Source organism: Streptomyces sp. NBC_01214, from assembly GCF_026340975.1.
Classification (GTDB): Bacteria; Actinomycetota; Actinomycetes; order Streptomycetales; family Streptomycetaceae; genus Streptomyces.
Window position 1 is genome coordinate 4,484,961 of sequence record NZ_JAPEOS010000001.1, and the last position, 20,367, is coordinate 4,505,327.

The window sequence follows — 20,367 nt, forward strand, 5'->3', positions numbered from 1 at the left end:
TGACTCACGAAATGCAATTCCAGAACTGGTTTTCCGGTATTACTTGACGTGCGTCCCCGGCCCCGACAGGGTGCAGGGGAAGCGGAAGCAGAGTTCCGCATGACCAGAGCAATCGAGCGACGCACCGCACCGCAAGCACACGTGCCCAAGGAGCGAAGACGATGACCTTCACGGCCACGGCCGAGGCCATGACCCCGACGACGATCCCGACGACGGCCACCCCCAGCGGTGGCACCGGCGAAGCCCCCGCACTGGGCGGGCTGCCGGACGTCCCTTGCCCACGGGAACTGTCGACCCGCGACGCCCGGGAGCTGACCCGTATCTTCTTCGAACGGCTGCAGAGCCTCGAAGAGGGGACCCGCGAGTACCAGTACGTGCGCAACACGCTGATCGAGATGAACATCTCACTGGTTCAGTTCGCCGCCCGCCCGTTCCGCGACCGCCCCGGCGGCCCCGAGACCGAGGACATCGTCCAGGTCGGCATCATCGGACTGATCAAGGCGATCGACCGCTACGACCCCGAGCGCAACACCCAGCTCACCACGCTCGCCCTGCCCTACATCACGGGCGAGATCAAGCGCCACTTCCGGGACACCACCTGGGCCGTGCGGGTGCCGCGCCGCCTCCAGGAGCTGCGCCTGGAGCTCGCGAAGGCCACCGAGGAGCTGACCGCCGAGACGGACCACGCGCCCACCCCCTCGGAACTCGCCGAGCGGCTGGACCTCACCGAGGACGAGGTCCGCCAGGGCCTGGTCGCGGCCAACGGCTACTCCACGCAGTCCCTCGACGTGCCCCAGGACGGCGCCGCCGGCGGTACCCAGGTGTCCGCCGCCGCACGGACCGCGCGCAGCCTCGCCGAGACCATGGGCGACATCGACCCCGCCCTGGAGGCGGTCGAGGACCGGCACGCCCTCGCGCCCCTGCTCGCCGACCTGGACGAGCGCTCCATCCAGATCCTGGAGCTGCGCTTCGGCCAGGAGATGACCCAGGCGGAGATCGGCGCGGAGATCGGCCTCTCCCAGATGCAGGTCTCCCGCCTGCTCACCCGCACGCTGGGCTCCCTGCGCGAGGAGCTGCTGCACGCCTGACCCGCAACGCTGACCCGCAACGCCCGGACCGGAACGTCCCAACGCCCGGACCGGAACGTCCCAACGCCCGGACCGGAACGTCCCAACGCCCGGACCGGAACGTCCCCGGGCACGGCTGAACCCGCCGGGCCGGCCCGGCGGGTTCAGCCGTGCCCGCGTCGGCCCGTCCGCAGGCGCTCGGCGTCGAACTCGGCCCAGACGACCTTGCCGTGCCCGATCGCCTGGACGCCCCAGCGGTCGGCGAGCAGGTGCACCAGGCGCAGACCGTGCCCGCCCGGTCGGCCCGGACGCCCCGGACGCAAGGCGGGCAGCGGTCGCGGGAGCTCTCCGTACCCGTCGTACACCTCGACGCGGAACGCGTTCCCGGCGCGGAGCATGAGCTCGTGGCAGCCGCCGGCGTGCAGCTTGGCGTTGGTGACCAGTTCGGACACGACCAGGACCGCGTCCTCGGCGGCCTCCTGACCGTCCCACCCCCAGTCCTCCAGCGCCTCGCGGGTGAACTGGCGGCCACGCGCCACCTGCCGGAAGGCGTCGCGCAGGGCGAGCCGGCGGAGCTGGGGGAAGGCCGGCCCCCGCGCGTCCGGTACGGGCCCGCCGGTGTCCGGTCCGATGGTCTGCACTGCGCACTCACCTCGTCCTCGGCTGTCGTGTCGTGGTCGCTTGTACCCGCCTTTACGGAACGGACGCCCCGTTTGTCCGGGGCAGGGGCCGGGCACGCGCGACGGGACCCGTCCCCCAGACCCATCCAGAGGAGTCATGAACAGCCTCGTGCACGTACTGGCCGTCATGGGCGGCTCGATCCTGCTCACCTTCGCCGCGGGCAGGGTCACCGACCTGCTGCTGCGGCGCGCAGATGCCCGACACCCCGAAACACCGCTCTGGAACATGCTGCGCCGCTGCCGTACCTCGGTAAGGGTGCTGCTGTTCGCCGCGGTGCTGCGCGCCGTGTACCGGCAGATCGCGTGGGAGCCGCTCCAGGAGCACGAGGCGGCCGTGGGCAGGGTCCTGACCCTGGTACTCATCGGGGCGAGCGCGTGGTGCGTCGTCCTCGTCACCTCCGCCGTGGTCGAGTCCTCCTACGCCCGCTACGCGCTCGGCACCCGCGACCCGTCACGCGTGCGCAGGGTCCGTACCCAGGTGACGCTGATCATGAGGATCGTCACCGCCGTGGTCGCCGTGGTGGCCGCGGCCGCCATGCTGCTGACCTTCCCCGACCTCCGCGCCGTCGGGACCTCGCTCCTGGCCTCGGCCGGGATCATCGGCATCGTCGCGGGCGTGGCCGCCCAGTCCACCCTCGGCAACCTCTTCGCCGGATTCCAGATCGCCTTCGGCGACATGGTGCGGATCGGCGACACGGTCGTGGTGGCCGGCGAGTGGGGAGTGGTCGAGGAGATCACGCTCACCTTCCTGGCCGTGCGCACCTGGGACGAACGCCGGATCACCATGCCCGTCTCGTACTTCACCGGGCGCCCCTTCGAGAACTGGTCGCGCGGCGGGGTCCAGATGACCGGCACGGTCTTCCTGCACTGCGACCACACCGCCCCCGTCGCGCTGATGCGCGAGAAGCTCCAGGAGGTCCTGGAGGGCTGCGAGGCGTGGGACGGCCGGGGCTGGGACCTGGCGGTCACCGACACGACGCCCAGCGCCATCGTGGTGCGGGCGATCGTCACTGCGAAGGACGCGGACGACCTGTGGACCGCCCGCTGTGCGGTGCGCGAACAGCTCGTCGCCTGGCTGGCCGAGAAGCACCCGTACGCCCTGCCGCGGGTCTCCACGTCCGCGGCCGCCGTCCCGTCGACGTACGAGGACGGCGTTTCGAAACGGGCACCCGGGTCAGACGCGTGAGCAAGGAGTCGAAAGATATCAGCAAGGCGGAGGAGAGGAGCCGGGACATGTCGAAGGTGGCGCGCCTGCCGGGCCGTGCGGAGCACCTGTGGGAGTGGCAGGAGGACGCGGCGTGCCGGGAGCTCGGTACGGACCGGTTCTTCCATCCGGCGGGGGAGCGCGGTGAGGAGCGCTCCGTGCGGGAGCAGGAGGCCAAGGAGGTCTGCGCGCTGTGCCCGGTGCGCGCGGAATGCCTGGGCCACGCGCTGCGCGTGCAGGAGCCGTACGGGGTGTGGGGCGGACTGACCGAGGACGAGCGACGGGCGCTGGGCGCGCGCAAGGCGGGCTGACCGACCGGGTGCGCCGTGCCGCGCCGTACGCGGCGATCCATCCGGCACCCGGCCGGCAGGCCGACGGGCACACTCAGCGGCGCGCGCCCAGTTCCGCGACGATCGAGGCGGGCGTGTGGCCGCTCCCGTCCGACAGGCGGTGGAAGTCGACGGAGACGTAGTTCGGGTCGCGGCCCCCGGTGGCCGACCGGCACTGCTGGGCGATCCGGTCCCGCAGCTTGGCGCCGTTGTCCAGGGCCGCCGTGAGGACGGTGGGCACGTTGCGGTGGTGGCTCATCGTGAACAGGCGCCGGAATCCGGGCTCCTGGCGGTCGAGCGGCACGTCCGACCAGCGGCTGACGCACGAGAGGTCGTTGCCCAGGTCCCCGAGGCTCCAGAAGTTGCTCACGGTCCAGGACTTGTCGTACATGACGCCCAGGTGTTCCCGGTCGGAGCGGTCGGAGAAGATCAGCAACCGCTTGCCGGAGGCGACGAGGTCGGCCACCTTGGGCCAGCCGTGCTGCCGTACGCCCCACTGGTCGGGCCGGAACACCAGGTCCTGCAGTCCGCTGACCCGGCCGAGGGACGCCGCCAGCTGATCGGCGCCGACGTAGTCCTCCAGGAAGACGGTCACGACCTCCTGCGGATGGGCGGCGAGGAAGTCCACCACGGTCTGCATCGTGCCGTGGAAGGTCTGCCGCGGCAGGGCGTACGTGGCTCCGGCGAAGGTCTTGCAGTCGCCGTGGCACAGGTACACGTCGCTGGGGTAGCAGTCGCTGCCGAAGCTGATGATGCACAGCCAGGTGCTGCGTTCGTACCAGTGCGTGTCCAAGCTCAGACCGCGCACGCCGTTGTCGAGCTGGGCGCGCACCGACTCGGACTGGTTCACCGAGCTCCAGCGGGAGTCCTCGTAGTTGGTGAAGGCGTTGTGGGTGGTCAGGAAGGCGACCTCGTCGAGCCGCCGGTCGCCCCAGCGGGCCGCCGCCGCGGCGGCGCTGCTCGCGGTGGCCGGCGGGGCCTTCGCGGCCGTGGTCGTGGTCGAGGTCGTGGCCGTGGCGGGAGCCGGGGCCGCGGTCCGGGGTGCGGCGGCCGCTGTGGTCACCGTGCCCAGGAGGGCCAGCAGGAGGAGGCACACCAGGGCGCGCGACCGCACCCGTAAGCGCATGTCCATGTCAATCAACATGGCGCGGAGGATAGCGCGCGGGCCGTGGATCCGCCCCCCTGCGGACGACCGCGGCCGTGCTCCGGCCGGCACCCCGGCTCGCGCGCGTCGGCGAAAGGGGGTTTGGTTGAACCATGAGCAAGCGGCGCGTGCCGGTGCGCGGGCACCGGCTGCCGCACCACGCCCCCGACGTGCCGGAGGAGGGCGGACCATGCCCGGACCTGGAGCCTCACCAGCACCTGCACCTGCACCTGCACCTGTATCTCGACCCGCACCCCGCCCGACGTCCGGTCGCCGCCGGTGCGCGGCAGCGCTCGCCGTCGCGGCGGTCTGCTCCTCGATGCTCATCGCCCCGGACCTCGCCGCGGCCCGCGCGGAGTCTTCGCCCTCGCCCTCGCCGACCGTCCCCCGGCTGGACTGGAGCCCCTGCAAACCCGGCAGCCCGTACGACTGCGCGACCGCCCGGGTGCCGCTGGACCACGCGGCCCCCGCCGGCCGCACGATCGACCTGGCCGTCATCCGCCGCACGGCGGGCGACCCCGCGAAACGCCTGGGCACGCTGTTCGTCAACCCCGGTGGCCCCGGCGGCCCCGGGACGGTGCAGGTGCCGCAGAACTACGACTCCTTCCCGAAGGACCTGCGCGAGCGGTTCGACATCGTCAGCTGGGACCCCAGGGGCATCGGCAACAGCACCGCGGTGAACTGCTTCGACAGCCCCGAAGAGGCCCGGACCTGGGGTGCGTCCAAGCCCAGCGGCTTCCCGGTGGGCGAGAAGGAGCGCACGACCTGGATCGACGCGTACGAGGACCTGGGCCGCCGCTGCGAGAAGCGCGACCCCGACCTCCTGCGCCACGTGTCGACCACCGACACCGCCCAGGACCTCGACCTGCTCCGCCGGGCCGTGGGGGAGCCGCAGCTCAACTACCTCGGCGTCTCCTACGGCACGATCCTCGGCGCCACCTACGCCAACCTGTTCCCCGACAAGGTCCGCGCCATGGTCCTCGACAGCAACATCGACCCGCTGGCCTGGACGAACAACGCCTCGACGAGCGAACCGCGGACCACGACCCTCCTGCGCATGGGCTCCGACCGCACCGCGGCGGCGACCCTGAACAAGTTCCTCGACCTCTGCGGATCGGCCACCACCGCCCACTGCGCCTTCTCGGCCGGCAGCCCGCAAGCCACCCGTGACAAGTTCGACCAGCTGATGGGGCGCTTGCGCGAGCACCCGGTGGGCCCGTGGACGTACGCCACCACCGTTGCCGACGCGGTCAGCAGCCTCTACATCGTCCGCCCCGGCTGGACCGATCTCGCCTCCCGCCTCCAGGAGCTCTGGCAGGGCCGCGCCCCGAAGCCGGCCCAGTACCCGCCCCCGCCCCCGGTCGCGAACCCGAATCCGTACCTGGGTGAGGAACAGGCGGGAGCCGTGTGGTGCGGCGACAGCCCCAACCCGCGCGACCCGGCCGTCTACCACGGTCTGGAGGAGGACAGCGCCAAGCGGGCCGGCGACGCCGGACGCTACTGGACCTGGTCTGGCGAGCCGTGCGCCACCTGGCCGGCCCGGGCCGCCAACCGGTACGAAGGCCCCTGGAACAACCCCACGGCCAACCCCGTCCTGGTGATCGGCACCACGTACGACCCCTCGACGCCCCACTCGGACGCCCAGGCCATGGCCGAGGAGCTGGCCGACGCCCGGCTGCTCACGAACAACGGGTTCGGCCACACCGCACTCTTCAACAACAACAGCACCTGCATCAACACCTACGAGAGCCGCTACTTCATCGACGGCACGCTCCCGCCGCCCGGCACGACCTGCCAACCGGACCGGCTGCCCTTCTCCTGAAGCGTCCGGCGGCCGGGTCACGGGACGAGGACGACCTTCCCGGCGACCGTGCCGGACTCGGCGAGGCGCATCGCCTCGGCGGCGCGGGCCAGCGGGATCTCGGCCGCGACCTTGGCGGTGATCTCGCCGTGCTGGAGGGCCGTGAACACCTGGGTGAGGTCGGCGCGCAGACGTGCCCGGAAGCGTTCCTTCGCGTAGGCGCGCCCGGCCCACACGTTGAAGAAGTACGCGCGGCGGCCGCCCGGCAGCGCGTTCCACACCCACACCCGGCCGAGCAATTTGAGCACCGGCCACGCGCCGGAGCCCTCGTCGTCGCGGGTGGCGGCGCTGCCGTAGGAGACGAGCGTGCCGCCGGGGGCCAGGAGCCGCCAGGACTCGACGATGCCGTCGCCGCCCACGTGGTCGAACACCGCGTCCACTCCGCCGGGCGCGAGGGCCCGTACCCGTGCGGGGACGTTGCCCGAGCGGTAGTCGATCGGGGTCACCCCGAGGGCGCGCAGTGCTTCGTGGTGGCGGGTGGAGGCAGTGCCGATCACGTGGGCGCCCGCGGCCAGCGCCAGCTGGACCAGGATCGAGCCGACCCCGCCGTTGGCGCCGTGGACCAGGACGGTCTGGCCGGCGCGCACCCGGGCCTTGCGGTGGAGCATCTGCCAGGCGGTGATGCCGTTGACGACCGCGGTCTCCGCGTTCACCGGGCTGACGCCGTCGGGTACCTCCACCACGTCGGCGGCGGTGAGCGCGACGTGGCTCGCCCAGCCCCCGGTCTTGGTCAGGGCGGCGACCCGCTTGCCGAGCAGCGTCGAGCCGACGCCCTCACCCACCGCCAGCACCGTGCCGACCAGGTCGTACCCGGGGACGAAGGGGAACGGAGGCTGGTCGTAGTACCGGCCCCGCCGCATCTGCTGCTCGGCGAAGGACACGCCCGTCGCCTCCATGGCGACGACCACCTGGCCGGCCGTCGGCACCGGGACGGGGCCGCGGTGGAGCTGCAGCCCCTCCGGTTCGACCTTGCCCGGCAGAACGATCTCGACCCGCTCGACGGTGTTCGTCATGATGACCTCCGGTTGAGTTCCTGCTTCTCGTGTTCGTTAGAAGCTGTAACAAGAGTGATCGGCTATCTCGTCGATGTCAAGGGAGTGGCTCGTCCGATCGAGAGTGGCTATGCCGATGGTGATAGCCTCTAACTCATCTGGTGGTGAAGGGCGAGCGGTGAGAGGCGGCGGGCATGACGGGCAGCACGAAGACCCCCCGGGAGCGGTACCGGCAGCAAGTGCGCGAGGAGGTCAAGGAGAAGGCCTGGCAGCAGATCGCCGGTTCCGGCGCCTCGGCGCTCTCCCTCAATGCGATCGCCAAGCAGATGGGCATGAGCGGACCGGCGCTGTACCGGTACTTCGCCAACCGCGACGAGCTGATCACCGAACTCATCCGCGACGCCTACCGCAGCCTCGCCGACGCCTTCGTCGCCGCCGACGGCGGGGGAGCGGGCCGGCCGGGCCTCGCCGGGCTGGCGCAGGTACTGCGCACCTGGGCCCTCGCGGACCCGCACCGCTACTTCCTCGTCTACGGCACTCCGGTGCCCGGCTACCACGCGCCGCCGGACGTCACCGTGATCGCCTCGGAACTGATGTCGGTCCTGCTGGACGCCTGCGCCGCCGCCGTACCGACCGCGACCCCGGATGCGGAGCCGCACGCCGTCGAGGAGCACCTGGCCGCGCACCGCGCATGGGCGGGCAGCCACCCGGACGCCCCGCCGTCGGCGCTGCACCTGGCCCTGACCTTCTGGAGCCGTCTGCACGGCGTGCTGTCCCTGGAGCTGGCGGGCCACTTCACCGGCATGGGCCTCGACCCGGCCCTGCTCTTCGCCGCCGAGGTCGACCGCCTCCCGACGCCCTGATCGGCGTCAGGTCCAGAAGAAGAACCGGTCGAGCCAACACGTCGCGTGGGAGCGGAGGTCCAGCACGCCGTCGTAGTCCGCCCACAGCAGGTGCTCGGGAACGGTGCGGTAGCCGAGCCCGTCGAGGATGCCGGCGATACGGCCCAGATCGGTGGCGTCCAGGAGGTACTCGGTCTCCTCCTCGTCGTAGCTGTCCGGGTTGCCGAGCGTGATGAGGGCGAGGTCGCCGAAGTTGCTCACCAGGACGGTGATGAAGTCGGCGCTGGCCGTCGCCGCCACCGGGACGATGATCCGGCCGTGGTAGGCGGCCTCCTGGACGTCCTGTTCGTCCAGGCACGAGCGGCCGAACTCGGCGTCGATGCGGGCGACGAGTTCGCCGAACCGTTCGCGGGTGGCGGTCCGGTCGAAGTCGCGCGGGAACTCCGCGTCCCCGGAGGCGTCGAGCTCCCGCAGCAGCGTCCAGAGGGACTGCCGGTGGCCGTCGGTCACCGGCCGGTCCCGCTCACAGCCCGGTGACCTTGGCGCTCGCCGACAGCTCGTAGACCAGGGTGACCGTCCGCCGGCCGCCCGGCGCGAGCGGGACGTCCCAGCGGGCGATGCCCTCGGGATCGACCGAGTCCGGCGCCGGCGAGCAGGCCTCCTTGCGCAGGCGCACGTCCACCGCCGACACCTCGGAGACCGGGATCCGCTCCCGGACGACGACCACGCGTTCGCCGTGGTCCCCGGGGGCGGAGAACCGGGACAGGTGCAGTCGGACCGTGCGGGTGACCACCGTCCGCTGGGTGAATCCGGCCGAGTCGCGGGACTCCTCGGCGTACCGGACCACCCGGTGGTCGTCGCAGCTGCCGAAGGCGAGCTCGACCGGGGCGCCCGGGGCGGTGAAGTCCAGCGTGCCGCGTCCGCTGAACCCGCTGCCGCGGACCAGGTCCACGGGACCGGCCAGCAGCGCGTGACCGGACCGGTTGTCGAAGGACACCACCCGGGTGACCAGCGGAGACAGCTCGGGGGAGCAGGCGTACTCACTGCTCGCGGCCGTGCTGAAGGCGGAGAGCGGCACCCGGTGGGCGCGGCCGTCCGCGCGTACGGAGACCGGTACGGGAGAGTGCAGCACCCGCGCCTCGCCCCCGTCGTCCACCCCGGGCAGGCCGAGCACCGGGGCCGCCGGACCGAGGTCCCCGATCTCCTCCTCGCGCAGTTCGACGTCGACCGTGCGGCGCTCCGCCGCCGTGCGGTCACCCAGCGTGAGACGGTCCTCGCCCAGTCGCGGCGGCTCGGTGGCCAGCGCCGACCGGGCCGTCGACAGGGTCAGCCGTACGTCGGACCAGTCCTCGCCGGTGTGCTGCCAGACGATGGCGTCGGTCTCCAGCGTCAGCGAGTCCCCGTCCAGGACGGCCCGGTAGGCGGGCCGCCACAGTGCGCACGGGGTGAGGTGGCCCAGTCGCAGCCGGACCGGACCGGCGGCCGCGCTGTCCACGGTCAGCTCGATGTGACCGACCAGCTCGGCGGGCTCGGTCTCGGCACGGTCCATGGCCTGCCGGGTCTCCCCGAGCTCGACGGCGAGGGCGGCCAACCGGGCGTCCACGGAGCGCAACCGCTCGCCGTACGCATCGCGCTCGCCGTCCACCCGGTCCATCTCGCGGGCCCAGCGGGGCCCGTCGCTCTCCCCGGAGCCGGCGCCCTCGCCGATCTCCCGCAGGAGATCGGCGGCGAGGCGGCCGAGCACGTCGAGCCGGGCGAGCAGCCGGTCGCGCTGCTGTCCCAGGGCGATCTGCTCCTCTTCGAGGACGTGCACGCGGTGGCGCAGGGCGGAGTCCTCGTCGGCGGACGGCAGCGGTCCGCGCGGCTCCCAGCTGCGGACGATCCGCACGTCGAGCACGGTGGCCCGGTGTTCGGCGGCCAGCTCGGCGTGCAGGGTGCGGTCGACGGCCAGCGCGCTGACCGGACCGAGCCGCAGCCGCTGGACCCCCGCCTCCAGGTCCAGTACGGCGGCGCGCTCGATGTGGGCGCGGTCCTCCAGGCAGGTGACGGCGGTGACGGGAAGGGCGATCGGCTTCGGGGCCGTGGACATGATGGGTGTCAGCTCCTGCGGTTGCCGCCGACCAGGGCCTTGCCGGCCGGGATGCGGATCTCGTAGCCGCCGTCGAGGGCGGTGGTCCCCCCGGCGGGCAGGTCCACCCGCCAGACGCGGGTGCCCGGGGCGTGCTGTTCCGGCCCGGCGCCGTCCTCGGGCGTCGTCCAGCCGGCGCGTTCCTCGATCCGGACATCCGGATCGGAGGTGACGGGCACCCGCTCGCGGACCTCGACGGTGACGGGTCCGGCGAGCCGGTTGGCCAGTTCCACGTGGACCTGGTGGTCGAGCACCGTGATGTTGTTGCGCAGGCCCGCGGTCGACTCGCGCAGGTTCGTACGACGGGTGACCCGGACGCCCTCGGCGGGTCCGAGCCCCACCCGGCGGACCCCACCGGGGGCGAGCGTGGGCAGGGCGGCGGTCAGCAGGAAGTCCTCACCGACGGTGACTTCCACCGGGCCGGCCAGCAGCGCCTGGTCGGTGGCGTTGGAGAGCACCAGCGTCGCGTACACGGTCTGCTCCACGGACGGCACGCAGACGTATTCCGTGCGCAGACCGACCGGGATCTCCCCGACGGTGACGGTGTGCCAGGTGCCGTCCGACGGAACGTCGGCGCGGGCGGCGGCGTCGAAGCGGTGGTCGAAGGAACCCGCCGACTCCCGGGGCCGCACGGCGTGTCCGGGCAGCGACAGCCCGCCCACCGCCTCGGCGCGGCGGCGGTGTTCGGCCGCCACAGGGTCGGCGCGGGAGTCGGCGAACAGCCGGCCCCTGCGACCGCCCTGCTCGTCGGGTCCGCACAGGACGAGGGCGGCGTAGTCGAGCTCGGCGCCGCTCGGTTGCGGCGGACCGGCCACCGGCTCCGGCACCGGAGCCGGCGCGGGCGCGGGCGCCGGCGGAGCGGCCCGGCCGGGGGCCGCGGGAGCCGCGGGGGCGGGTGCCCCGCCGAAGGCGCCGCCGCCCCGCGGCCTGCCGGCCGGCCGCGGGCGGACCGGCTGGGCGAGGGCGGGCATCGCGCCGGCGAAGTCCGGGGAGGCGTCGTACGCGCCGCCGGGCACCGGGAGCGCACCGTACGCCTGCGGCGCGGGAGCGGCCGCGGCTGCCGGGGCGGGCGGCGGCGGAGGGGGCGGCGGTACGGGACCTGCCGCGGAGCCGACGCTGACGGCCGGGGGCACGACGGTCGGGGACGGGCGGCGGCGGCCGGCCGCCTCGTAGCCGGCGAACAGGTCGGCGAGACCCGCCGGAGGCTCGCGCCAGCCGGACGGCGCGGGGGCGGGCTGCCGCCGCCCGATCCGGACCGAACGGAGCTTCGGCAGGTCGGTGCGGCGCCGGAGGTCGGCGGTGGCCAGGGCGATGCGCACACCGGTCCAGTCCTCACCGGTGCGCTGGGCGACCGAAGCGCGCAGCACCAGCCGGCCGTCGCCGTCGCCCTGACGGTGCGTGAGCCGGTACGCCGGCACCCAGACCGCTCCCGGAACCCCGTACTCCAGCTCCAGCTCGACCTCCCCGGCAGCGCCCTCCGCGTCCCCCGTGGTGTCGAGGGTCAGGAGCGCGGAGACCGTGGTCTCCACGTGCGCCTGCGGAGCGTCGGTGGAGGCGCGGGCGAGCCGGTCCGCGGCGACGCCGAGATCGTGCCCGGCGAGGCGCAGCGCGTCCTCCAACTCGACGAGGCGGGCGTGCAGCCCCCTCAGCCGCTCCTCGGCGAAGTCGGCGAGCTCCAGCCACGCGTCGACCGGAGTGCGGCGGTGCGGGGCCTCGGGGTCCGGGGCCGGGGGCACCGGCCGCAGGGCCCTGACCTCGTCGATCAGCACCCGTTGCCGGTCCCGGCGGCCCTGCGCCTCCGCGTACGCGTCGCGCAGCCGTTCGACCTCGCGCCGCAAGGCACCGGGTGCGCCGGTGGTGCGCGGCTCGGCCTCGACCTCCACCCGGGCCTCGGTCACGCGCACGCCGGGGGCGCCCAGCACGCTCGCGCGCAGCGATCCAGGGTCCAGCGAGCGGGGCAGCCCCGTCACGCGCACCCGTCCGTCCGCCGGCACGCTGCCCCGGACCAGCCGGCGGCAGACCGCGCCCTGCGCGTACACCACGACCGAATCGAGGGTCGAAACCCACCGCTGTGCCGTCTCCGCCGTCATGTACCCCGCCCCCCGATGCGTCCGTGCCGATCGAAGCCTACGCCCGAGCGGTCCGCGGGTACCTGCCGAGACCCGATGTCAGTGGCCTGTCGTACGGTCAGGGTGTGTGCACGTCCGACGAAGTCCGTGAAATCGCCCTCGCCCTCCCGGAGACGACCGAGAAGGAAGCCTGGGCCATGCCCACCTTCCGGGTCGCCGGAAAGATGTTCCTGACGTTGCCCGACGACGAGACGTCGCTGGCCGTCCGCTGCCCCAAGGAAGAACGCGACGAGCTCGTCCGCGCCGAGCCCGAGAAGTTCTGGGTCGCGGACCACGAGGCGTCCTTCGCCTGGGTACGGGCGCGCCTGGTGGCCCTCGACGACAGCGACGAGCTGCGTGCCATCGTCGTCGACTCCTGGCGCCAGGCCGCCCCTCCCGGCCTGCTCAAGGACCACCCCGACCTCGGGCCCCCGGGACCGGCCTGAGAGCCCGGGCGGGGCCGAAGACGGCTCGTACGGGCTCGCCGGGACGGGCGGGTACCGACGGGAGGGGGGATATGGAGAGACCATGGTCAGGTGCGAAACGTTCCCGGGCGTGATCAGCAGGCCGACCGGCGTGCGCTGAGAGAGGCACTGGTCGGGGCCTGTGCCGATGCGGGAGCGTCCATCGGGATGCTCTACCTGCCCGACCCCGACCCCACCCGGCGCGTACTGCACCTGACACTGGCCTCCGGGCTCTCCCGCGAGTTCGCGGCACCCTGGTCTCGCGTCGCCCTGGACGACCCCATTCCGGTGGCCGACGCGGTCCGTGAGGGCCGGCTCGTCTGGCTCGGCGGCCAGGAGGACACGGCCCGCCGCTATCCGCGCCTCGGCCTCGTCCTCCCGTACGACTTCGCGCTCGCCGCCGTCCCCCTGACCGGGGAAGCCGCAGGTAGGGCCACCGAGCCCACCGGGGCGGGCCTGGTGTTCCTGTGGCCGGGCTCGCACGGGCCCGAGCTCGACGAGCGGGAACGCAAGGCCCTGGAATCGGTCCGCGGCCTCCTGACGCGCATCCTGCTGCGCGCCGCCGGCGACGGCCTGCCGCTGCGGCCGACACCGCATCCGGTCATCCTGCGGCCGCTCCCCTCACCCACACCGGGCCCGGCCGAGGCGGCGGCCACCATGGCCTTCGTCCGGCGCCTCCCCGGAGGCAACTGCGCGCTCGACCTGAACGGCACCATCACCTTCATCACCCAGGAGGCGGCCGACCTGCTCGGCGCGCCCGTTTCCGCCCTGCTCGGAGCCCTGCCCTGGGAGGCCCTTCCCTGGATGGACACCCCCGCCATCGAGAACCACTACCGGGCCACCGCGATGAGCCGGCTGCCCCGGAGCTTCACCGCCGGACGTCCCACCGGACAGCAGCTGTGCTTCGAGCTCTACCCGGACAACACCGGCATCAGCGTCCGCATCACCACGGTCGGCGATCGGGCCGGCTCATCGGCCCCCCTCGCCCCGGCGGACCCCGAGCGGGCCGCACCCAGCCGGGCCGCCGCGCTCTACCCGCTCATGATGCTGGCCGTCACCCTCACCGAGGCCGCCCACGCGCAGGACGTCGTGGAGAAGGCCGCGGACCAGATCGTTCCCTCCTTGGGAGCCCACGCCCTGGCCCTGCTGGCCGAGCAGGACGGGCGGGTGCGGATCGTCGGTCACCGCGGGTACTCCGCCGAACACCTGGCGGAGCTCGACGGCACCCCCGTCTCGGCCGACACCGCCATCACCCACATCCTGCGCACCTCCACCCCGCTGTTCTTCGGCGACGTGGGCGAGCTCCTGGCCGCCCACCCCGACGCGGTGGTCGAGGAGGGCATGGCCGCCTGGGCGTTCCTGCCGCTGATCGCCTCCAACCGCCCCATCGGCTCCCTCGTCCTCGCCTACGCGCACCCCCGCGTCTTCGCCCCCGGCGAGCGCGCCGTCCTGACCTCGATCGCCGGGCTCATCGCGCAGGCGCTCGACCGCGCCCGCCTCTACGACGCCACCCACCAGCTGGCCCGCAGCCTGCAGACCGGCCTCCTGCCCCACACCCTGCCCCGCGTCCCCCGCCTCGACGTGGCCGCCCGCTACCTCCCGGCCGCGTACGGCCTCGACATCGGCGGCGACTTCTACGACCTCATCCGCATCGACGCCACCACCGTCGTCGCCGCCATCGGCGACGTTCAGGGCCACAACGTGAATGCCGCCGCCCTCATGGGCCAGGTCCGAACCGCCGTCCACGCGGGCGCCGGCGCACCCCCGGAAGAGGTCCTCGCCCGCACCAACCGGCTCCTGACCGACCTCGAACCCGGACTGTTCACCAGCTGCCTGTACGCCCACATCGACCTCGTCGGCCACACCGTCCGCCTGGCCTCCGCCGGCCACCCGCCGCCGCTGCTGCGCCACCCCGGCGGGACGACCGAGATGGTGAACCTGCCGGCCGGACTCCTCCTGGGCATCGAGCCCGGGGCCTCGTACACCGCTGTTGAGATTCCCTTCAGCCCCGGAACCCTCCTCGCCCTCTACACCGACGGACTCGTCGAGGCCCCCGGCCGGGACATCGAGGACGCCATCGGCGCGGTCGCGGGCCTCATCGGCGACGCCCCCGAGCACCATCCGCTCGCCGACCTGGCGGACGAACTCATCGAGCACGCCCACCGCGACGGCCCCCGCCGCGACGACATCGCCCTCCTGCTGCTGCGCACCGAGGGCCCGGTCCCCTCCACCGCTGCGCACCGCATCTGAACCGCCGCCGGTACGTCGGGGGCCGCCGGGGTCCGCCTGGGGCCCGCCCGGGGCCCGCCCGGGGCAGCGGCGCTCAGCGGTCGGCGCTCAGTGGTCCGCTCAGTGGTCCGTGCCCAGCCGGACCAGCATCTTCCCGATGTTGGCGCCGCTCAGCACGCCGAGGAGGGCTTCGGGCGCCCGCTCGATCCCGTCGACGACGGTCTGTTCCGTGCGCAGGGTCCCGTCGGCCAGCCAGCCGGCCGCCTTGCCGATCCACTCGGGGAACAGGTCGAAGTGGCTGGAGACCAGCATCCCCCGCAGGGTCACCTCGTGGGCCGCGGCCCGGAAGAGGTTGTCGGGACCCGGTGCCGGCCGCACGGCGCCGTAGCCGCTGATGGCACCGACCATGGCGATCCGCCCACCGGGACGGATCGCGCCGACGGCCGCCTGGAGGTGGTCGCCGCCGACGGCGTCCAGATAGACGTCGATGCCTTCGGGGGCGGCCTCGGCGAGCTGGCCGGGGAGATCGCCCCGGCGGTAGTCGACGGCCGCGCCGTAGCCGAACACGTCCAGCAGCTTCTTGGTCTTGCGGGGGCCGCCGGCCGAGCCGATGACCCGGGACGCGCCCAACTGCCGTGCCAGCTGCCCGGCGATGCTGCCCACCGCCCCGGCCGCTGCGGAGACGAGGACGACATCGCCCTCCTCGACCGGCGCGGTCCGGGTCAGCGCGACGTACGCGGTCAGGCCCGTGGCGCCCAGCGCGCCGAGGTAGGCGGTCGGCGGGGCGATCGAGGTGTCGACGACGGTGGCGGCGCCGGCGTCCAGGGCCGCGTACTCCCGCCAGCCGAGGAAGTGCGAGACGGTCGCCCCGACCGGAACCGATGCGGCACGGGAGGCGACGACCTCGCCGACCGCGCTGCCTTCGAGGGCGGAGCCGAGGGCGAACGGCGGCATGTAGGAAGGGGCGTCGTCCATCCGGCCCCGCATGTACGGGTCCACCGACATCCACGTGTTGCGCACCAGGATCTGCCCCTCGCCGAGCTCCGGGAGCGGGGCGGCGACGAGCTGGAAGTTCTCGGGCTTCGGGGTACCGGTGGGGCGGGAGACGAGGCGGATCTCACGGGAGACGGTCATGGCGTGTTCCTTCCGGTGCGGTTGAGGACCGCTCGTTCGCGGTCACAGGAACACCGTGCAAGGGGCCGCGCACGGGCCGCCGACGGGCGACGCACGGGCCGCGCACGCGCTGCGGAAGTGCGGGGTTCTGGGACCACCGGCCTTCCGCCCACGGGCTGTTGACGAGGAAGAAGTAACGTTGCGGCATGCGTTTCGAGGTGCTGGGACCACTGACCGTACGAACCGATGAGGGGACCCCCGTCCCCGTGCCCGAGGCGAAGGTCCGGGCGCTGCTGGGCGCTCTGCTCGTGCGGTACGGGCGGCCCGTGTCCGTGGACCGGCTGATCGACGAGCTGTGGGGCGAGGACCTGCCGGGCAACCCGGGGAACACCCTGCAGACCAAGGTCTCCCAGCTGCGGCGCATCCTGGCACGGGCCGAGGAGGGCGGTCGGGCCCTGGTCGGGTTCGGTCCGGCGGGCTATGCGCTGCGGGTGGCCGACGAAGCGGTGGACGCGGGCCGGTTCGCCGAACTGACCGCGCTCGCCCGCAAGGAGGACGGGGCGCGGGCGCGGGCCGCGCTGCTGTCGGAGGCACTCGGGCTGTGGCGGGGTCGCGCCTACGCCGACTTCCCGGACGCCGCCTTCGTGGGCACCGAGGCGGTCCGGCTGGAGGAGCGGCGGATCACCGCGCAGGAGGACCTCGCCGAGGCGCGGCTGGAGTTGGGCGAACACGTCGTACTGGCCGATGAACTGGGTGCCCTGATCGCGGAGCATCCGCTCCGGCAGCGGCTGTACGCGGCCCGGATGCGGGCGCTCTACGGTGCGGGGCGGCAGAACGAGGCGCTCGCGGCCTACCGGGAGCTGACGACACGGTTCGCGGAGGAGTTGGGCATCGACCCGGGCCCCGAACTCGGCGCGCTGCACGAGGCGATCCTGCGGCAGGATCCGGAACTGACGGCCGCGCCGGTGCCGGTGCCGGAACCAGCGTCGGGGCCGGGGTCGGGGCCGGAGCTGGTGTCGGGGCCGGTGCCCGCCGTCGTGGAGGCGCGGCCGTTCCGGCCCGGGACGAACCTCCCCACCCCGGTCAGTTCGCTCGTCGGGCGCGAGGAAGCCGTCGCCCGGGTGTGCGCGGCGGTCGAGGCCGGCCGCCTGGTGACGCTCACCGGGCCCGGTGGCGTCGGCAAGACCCGCCTCGCGCTCGCCGCCGCGGCCCGCCTCGCCGATGCCGGGCCGGGTCCGTTTCCCGACGGCGTGCGCTTCGTCGAACTCGCGGGCGCGCGGGGCGACGTGGCCGCGGTGATCGCGGCCGCCCTCGGGGTGCGCGAGGACGCCGGCGCCGAAGGCGGTGCCGCCACCGGCTCGGGAGGCGGGGCCGCCGCCCGGGACCGGCTGGCCGCAGCGCTCGGAACGCGCCGGCTGCTCCTGGTACTCGACAACTGCGAGCACGTCGTCACCTCCGTGGCCGACCTGACCGGGCAGCTCCTGCGGCAGGCCCCCGGGCTGCGCGTCCTCGTCACCAGCCAGGAGCCGCTCGCCCTCGCCGGCGAGACCCTGGAAGCGGTCGTCCCGCTCGAGGGGGCCGAAGCGATGGAGCTCTTCGCCGCCCGCGCCGCCGCCGGCACGCCCGGGTTCACCCTGGGCCCGCACAACGCCGAGGCCGTGGCCCTGGTGTGCCGCCGCCTCGACGGACTCCCGCTCGCCCTCGAACTCGCCGCCACCCGGGTCAGGGCGCTCGGCGTGCACGCACTCGCCGAGCGGCTGCACGACCGGTTCCGGCTGCTCAACCAGGTACGTCGGGACGCGCCGGCCCGGCAGCGGACCCTGCGGGCGATGATCGACTGGAGCTGGGAGCTGCTGGCCCCGGCCGAGCAGACGGCACTGAGCCGGCTGGCCGTGTTCTCGGGCGGGTTCACGCTGGAGTCGGCGGAGGCGGTGTGCGCCGCGGGCGACACCGCCGCCGAGGACGTCCTGGACCTGGTCACGCGGCTGGTGGACTGCTCACTGGTCGTCGCACCCTACGGTGGCGGCGATACGGGGGCGCCGCGCTACCGGATGCTGGAATCGGTGACCGCGTACGGCCTGGAACGGCTCGACGGGGCGGGCGAGGCCGCGGCCGCACGGCTGCGGCACGCCGAGCACTTCGCCGACCTCGCTGAGCGGGCCGCGGTCCACCTGCACGGTCCCGAACAGCGCGGACGGCTGCGCCGTCTCGACTCCGAGGGCCTCAACCTGCGTGCCGCGCTGGACGCGGCGGTCGCGGCGGGAGCGGCCGGTGCGGCACTGCGGCTGGTCAACGCGTCGGCCTGGTACTGGTTCCTGCGCGGCCGGATCGGCGAGGCGCGTACGGCGTTGGGGTCCGCGTTGGCGTGCGCGGCCGCCGCGGGCGGGCAGGACGGGCCGGCCGTCGCCGGTGCGCGGGCCCGGCTGGCCGCCTTCGCCGTGCTCGCCGGGGACGACAGCCTGCTCGGCGGCGACTTCGAAGGCGCCGACCCGCGGGGGAGGTGGCTGCTGGAGTTCGCCCGGATCGGTTTCACGAGCGGGTCCGATGCCGACGTCACTGCTGCAGCCGCGGACGACGACGTCCTCGAAGGGCTGCCGGCGGTGTTCCGGGGCCTCGGAGACCGCTGGGGCGAGGCGGCCGCGCTCAGCGGCCTCGCCACCAGGGCCCTGTACCGGGGCGACCTCACGGAGCTGCGCCGCAACGCCGAGGCCGGGGCACGGCTGTTCGCGGAACTCGGCGACCAGTGGGGCCGGCTCCAGGCCTCGGAACAGCTGGGCGTCCTCGCCGAGATCAGCGGCGACTACGCACGGGCCGCCCGGCTGCACGAGGACGGCGTACGGAGCGCGCGGGAACTGGAGCTCTTCACCCAGGTCTCCTTCCGGCTGGCACAGCAGGGCCGCATCGCCCTGCTCACGGGGGACACCGCACGGGCCGCGGACCTCCACGAGCAGGCCCGGCGGCTGGCCGACGAGCAGTCGCACCGGCCGGCCCAGCAGTTCGCGGAGATCGGACTGGCCCTCGGGGCCCGCCGGGACGGCGACCTGGACGCCGCCGAAGCGTGGTTGCGGCCGTGGCTCGACTGGAGCCGCAGGCTCGGGGTGGACATCAGCGTCGCGCTGATCCTGGCGCAGCTGGGGTACGTGGCCGAATCGCGCGGTGACGCCCCGCTCGCGGAGACCCTGCACCGGGACGGCCTCGCGGCGGCCCGCCGCTCGGGTGACCCGCGCGCCCTCGCACTGGCCTTCGAGGGGCTGGCGGGTGCCGGGTCCGTGGCCGCCGTCCCGGGGGACCGGGCCGCCGCGGCGGCGGCGCTCCTCGGCACGGCCGCCGCGCTGCGGGAGTCCCTCGGCACCCCGCTGCCGCCGGCGGAACGGCACGACGTGGACCGGGCGACGGTCCGCCTCCGCGCGCGGCTGGGCGACGACGCCTTCGCCACCGCGTTCGCGCGCGGCCGTACCCTGTCGCCGCAGGCGCAGGTCGCCGCGCTGATCGAGCGCGCCGGGCCGTGACCGCGTCAGAGTTCGGCGGTCCAGACCCCCACGGGGTGGTCGTCGGGCGGCAGCCACAGCCGGGGTTGCGACTCCCGGTGGTCCTCGTCCGCCCGCTCCTCCCAGTGGAAGCGCCCACCCGCGTCGGGCCAGGTGACCTGTAGGAAGGGGAGCGGGGGCCGCCGGTAGAACCCGATGGCCCGGCCGAAGAAGGTCCGGCACCAGCGCATGTCGACGCTCCGGAGCCGCACCGGCCCGCCGTCCACCACGCCCTCGTGTTCCTGCCCGTCTTCCTGCCCGTCTTCCTGCCCGTCCGTCGACGCGGCGCCGGTGGCGGCGAGGTCGCCGAGCGCGTTGAGCATGCGGTGCATCTCGTGGACATCACGTCCGAACGTGCACAGTTCGGGGGCGCCGTGCGTGTGGGCGAGACCGATCGTGTAGGCGAACCCGGGTCCGATCTCATCCTCGGGGACCATGACCACGTGCCAGCCGTGCCGTTGCACGTCGCTGATGATGCGCCCGTCCATATGGTCGGCCTCGGCGCGGTCGCCGTAGTCGTGGCAGAGGACGCAGCGGCATTCGAAACGATCACGGAGCATGCGGCGAGGCTACGGGGCCCGCGGGGCGCGCGACCCGGCAGGGGCGCGGCTCGGCATTTTCGGCCATTTCTCGGCATCGCACTGACATGCTCCTGACAGTTCAGGCCCGCTGTGGGACT

At 73.9% G+C, this 20,367-nt stretch carries 16 protein-coding genes; 8 read left to right on the forward strand and 8 right to left on the reverse strand.

The annotated features are described in order from the left end of the window. The first annotated feature begins 161 nt into the window (after positions 1–161). The gene (locus tag OG594_RS21035) at positions 162–1,088 is read left to right on the forward strand and encodes a SigB/SigF/SigG family RNA polymerase sigma factor (RefSeq protein ID WP_266601175.1); all 927 of its coding nucleotides are present in this window, start codon (positions 162–164) and stop codon (positions 1,086–1,088) included. Between the two features lie 143 nt (positions 1,089–1,231). On the opposite strand, the gene OG594_RS21040 is transcribed toward OG594_RS21035, so the two are convergent. Further along, entirely contained in the window at positions 1,232–1,708 is a 477-nt protein-coding gene (locus OG594_RS21040) for an ATP-binding protein (RefSeq protein ID WP_266601177.1), read from the reverse strand. 136 nt (positions 1,709–1,844) lie between these two features. Between OG594_RS21040 and OG594_RS21045 the strand changes: the two genes are divergently transcribed. Further along, positions 1,845–2,933: a mechanosensitive ion channel family protein gene (locus OG594_RS21045; RefSeq protein WP_266601179.1), complete on the forward strand. Its 1,089-nt coding sequence runs from the start codon at positions 1,845–1,847 to the stop codon at positions 2,931–2,933. Positions 2,934–2,980: 47 nt separating this feature from the next. Beyond that, positions 2,981–3,262 carry a WhiB family transcriptional regulator gene (locus tag OG594_RS21050; RefSeq protein WP_266601181.1) on the forward strand — a complete coding sequence of 94 codons (282 nt, stop codon included), beginning with the start codon at positions 2,981–2,983 and terminating at the stop codon, positions 3,260–3,262. A 73-nt stretch (positions 3,263–3,335) separates the two neighbouring features. Here the strand turns inward: OG594_RS21050 and OG594_RS21055 are convergent, their stop codons facing one another. Further along, entirely contained in the window at positions 3,336–4,424 is a 1,089-nt protein-coding gene (locus tag OG594_RS21055) for a PI-PLC domain-containing protein (protein ID WP_266601183.1), read from the reverse strand. Between the two features lie 319 nt (positions 4,425–4,743). Between OG594_RS21055 and OG594_RS21060 the strand changes: the two genes are divergently transcribed. Beyond that, positions 4,744–6,246, forward strand: coding sequence for an alpha/beta hydrolase (locus tag OG594_RS21060; RefSeq protein WP_266601185.1), 1,503 nt, complete (start codon positions 4,744–4,746; stop codon positions 6,244–6,246). A 17-nt stretch (positions 6,247–6,263) separates the two neighbouring features. On the opposite strand, the gene OG594_RS21065 is transcribed toward OG594_RS21060, so the two are convergent. After that, positions 6,264–7,298: a medium chain dehydrogenase/reductase family protein gene (locus OG594_RS21065; protein ID WP_266601187.1), complete on the reverse strand. Its 1,035-nt coding sequence runs from the start codon at positions 7,296–7,298 to the stop codon at positions 6,264–6,266. A gap of 173 nt (positions 7,299–7,471) precedes the next feature. Here OG594_RS21065 and OG594_RS21070 point away from each other — a divergent pair, with 173 nt between their 5' ends. Continuing rightward, positions 7,472–8,140 (forward strand): TetR/AcrR family transcriptional regulator, encoded by a 669-nt coding sequence (locus tag OG594_RS21070; RefSeq protein ID WP_266601189.1) that lies wholly within the window; start codon positions 7,472–7,474, stop codon positions 8,138–8,140. A gap of 6 nt (positions 8,141–8,146) precedes the next feature. On the opposite strand, the gene OG594_RS21075 is transcribed toward OG594_RS21070, so the two are convergent. From OG594_RS21075 to OG594_RS21085, 3 genes are read right to left on the reverse strand one after another with little or no spacing between them, the layout of a single operon-like run. Further along, positions 8,147–8,629, reverse strand: a complete 483-nt coding sequence (locus OG594_RS21075; protein WP_266601191.1) for a hypothetical protein — start codon at positions 8,627–8,629, stop codon at positions 8,147–8,149. A 13-nt stretch (positions 8,630–8,642) separates the two neighbouring features. Continuing rightward, the gene (locus OG594_RS21080) at positions 8,643–10,208 is read right to left on the reverse strand and encodes a DUF4139 domain-containing protein (RefSeq protein ID WP_266601193.1); all 1,566 of its coding nucleotides are present in this window, start codon (positions 10,206–10,208) and stop codon (positions 8,643–8,645) included. A gap of 8 nt (positions 10,209–10,216) precedes the next feature. Next, positions 10,217–12,337, reverse strand: coding sequence for a DUF4139 domain-containing protein (locus tag OG594_RS21085; RefSeq protein ID WP_266601195.1), 2,121 nt, complete (start codon positions 12,335–12,337; stop codon positions 10,217–10,219). A gap of 104 nt (positions 12,338–12,441) precedes the next feature. Between OG594_RS21085 and OG594_RS21090 the strand changes: the two genes are divergently transcribed. Continuing rightward, a complete protein-coding gene (locus OG594_RS21090) occupies positions 12,442–12,801 on the forward strand; it encodes an MmcQ/YjbR family DNA-binding protein (protein WP_266601197.1) in 360 nt (119 codons plus the stop codon). Positions 12,802–12,891: 90 nt separating this feature from the next. Next, the gene (locus OG594_RS21095; protein ID WP_266601199.1) at positions 12,892–15,069 is read left to right on the forward strand and encodes a SpoIIE family protein phosphatase; all 2,178 of its coding nucleotides are present in this window, start codon (positions 12,892–12,894) and stop codon (positions 15,067–15,069) included. Positions 15,070–15,168: 99 nt separating this feature from the next. On the opposite strand, the gene OG594_RS21100 is transcribed toward OG594_RS21095, so the two are convergent. Next, positions 15,169–16,182 (reverse strand): NADP-dependent oxidoreductase, encoded by a 1,014-nt coding sequence (locus tag OG594_RS21100; RefSeq protein WP_266601201.1) that lies wholly within the window; start codon positions 16,180–16,182, stop codon positions 15,169–15,171. A 185-nt stretch (positions 16,183–16,367) separates the two neighbouring features. Between OG594_RS21100 and OG594_RS21105 the strand changes: the two genes are divergently transcribed. Continuing rightward, a complete protein-coding gene (locus OG594_RS21105) occupies positions 16,368–19,670 on the forward strand; it encodes a BTAD domain-containing putative transcriptional regulator (protein WP_266601203.1) in 3,303 nt (1,100 codons plus the stop codon). Positions 19,671–19,675: 5 nt separating this feature from the next. On the opposite strand, the gene OG594_RS21110 is transcribed toward OG594_RS21105, so the two are convergent. Further along, the gene (locus OG594_RS21110; protein WP_266601206.1) at positions 19,676–20,248 is read right to left on the reverse strand and encodes a DUF4262 domain-containing protein; all 573 of its coding nucleotides are present in this window, start codon (positions 20,246–20,248) and stop codon (positions 19,676–19,678) included. Positions 20,249–20,367: the final 119 nt, after the last annotated feature.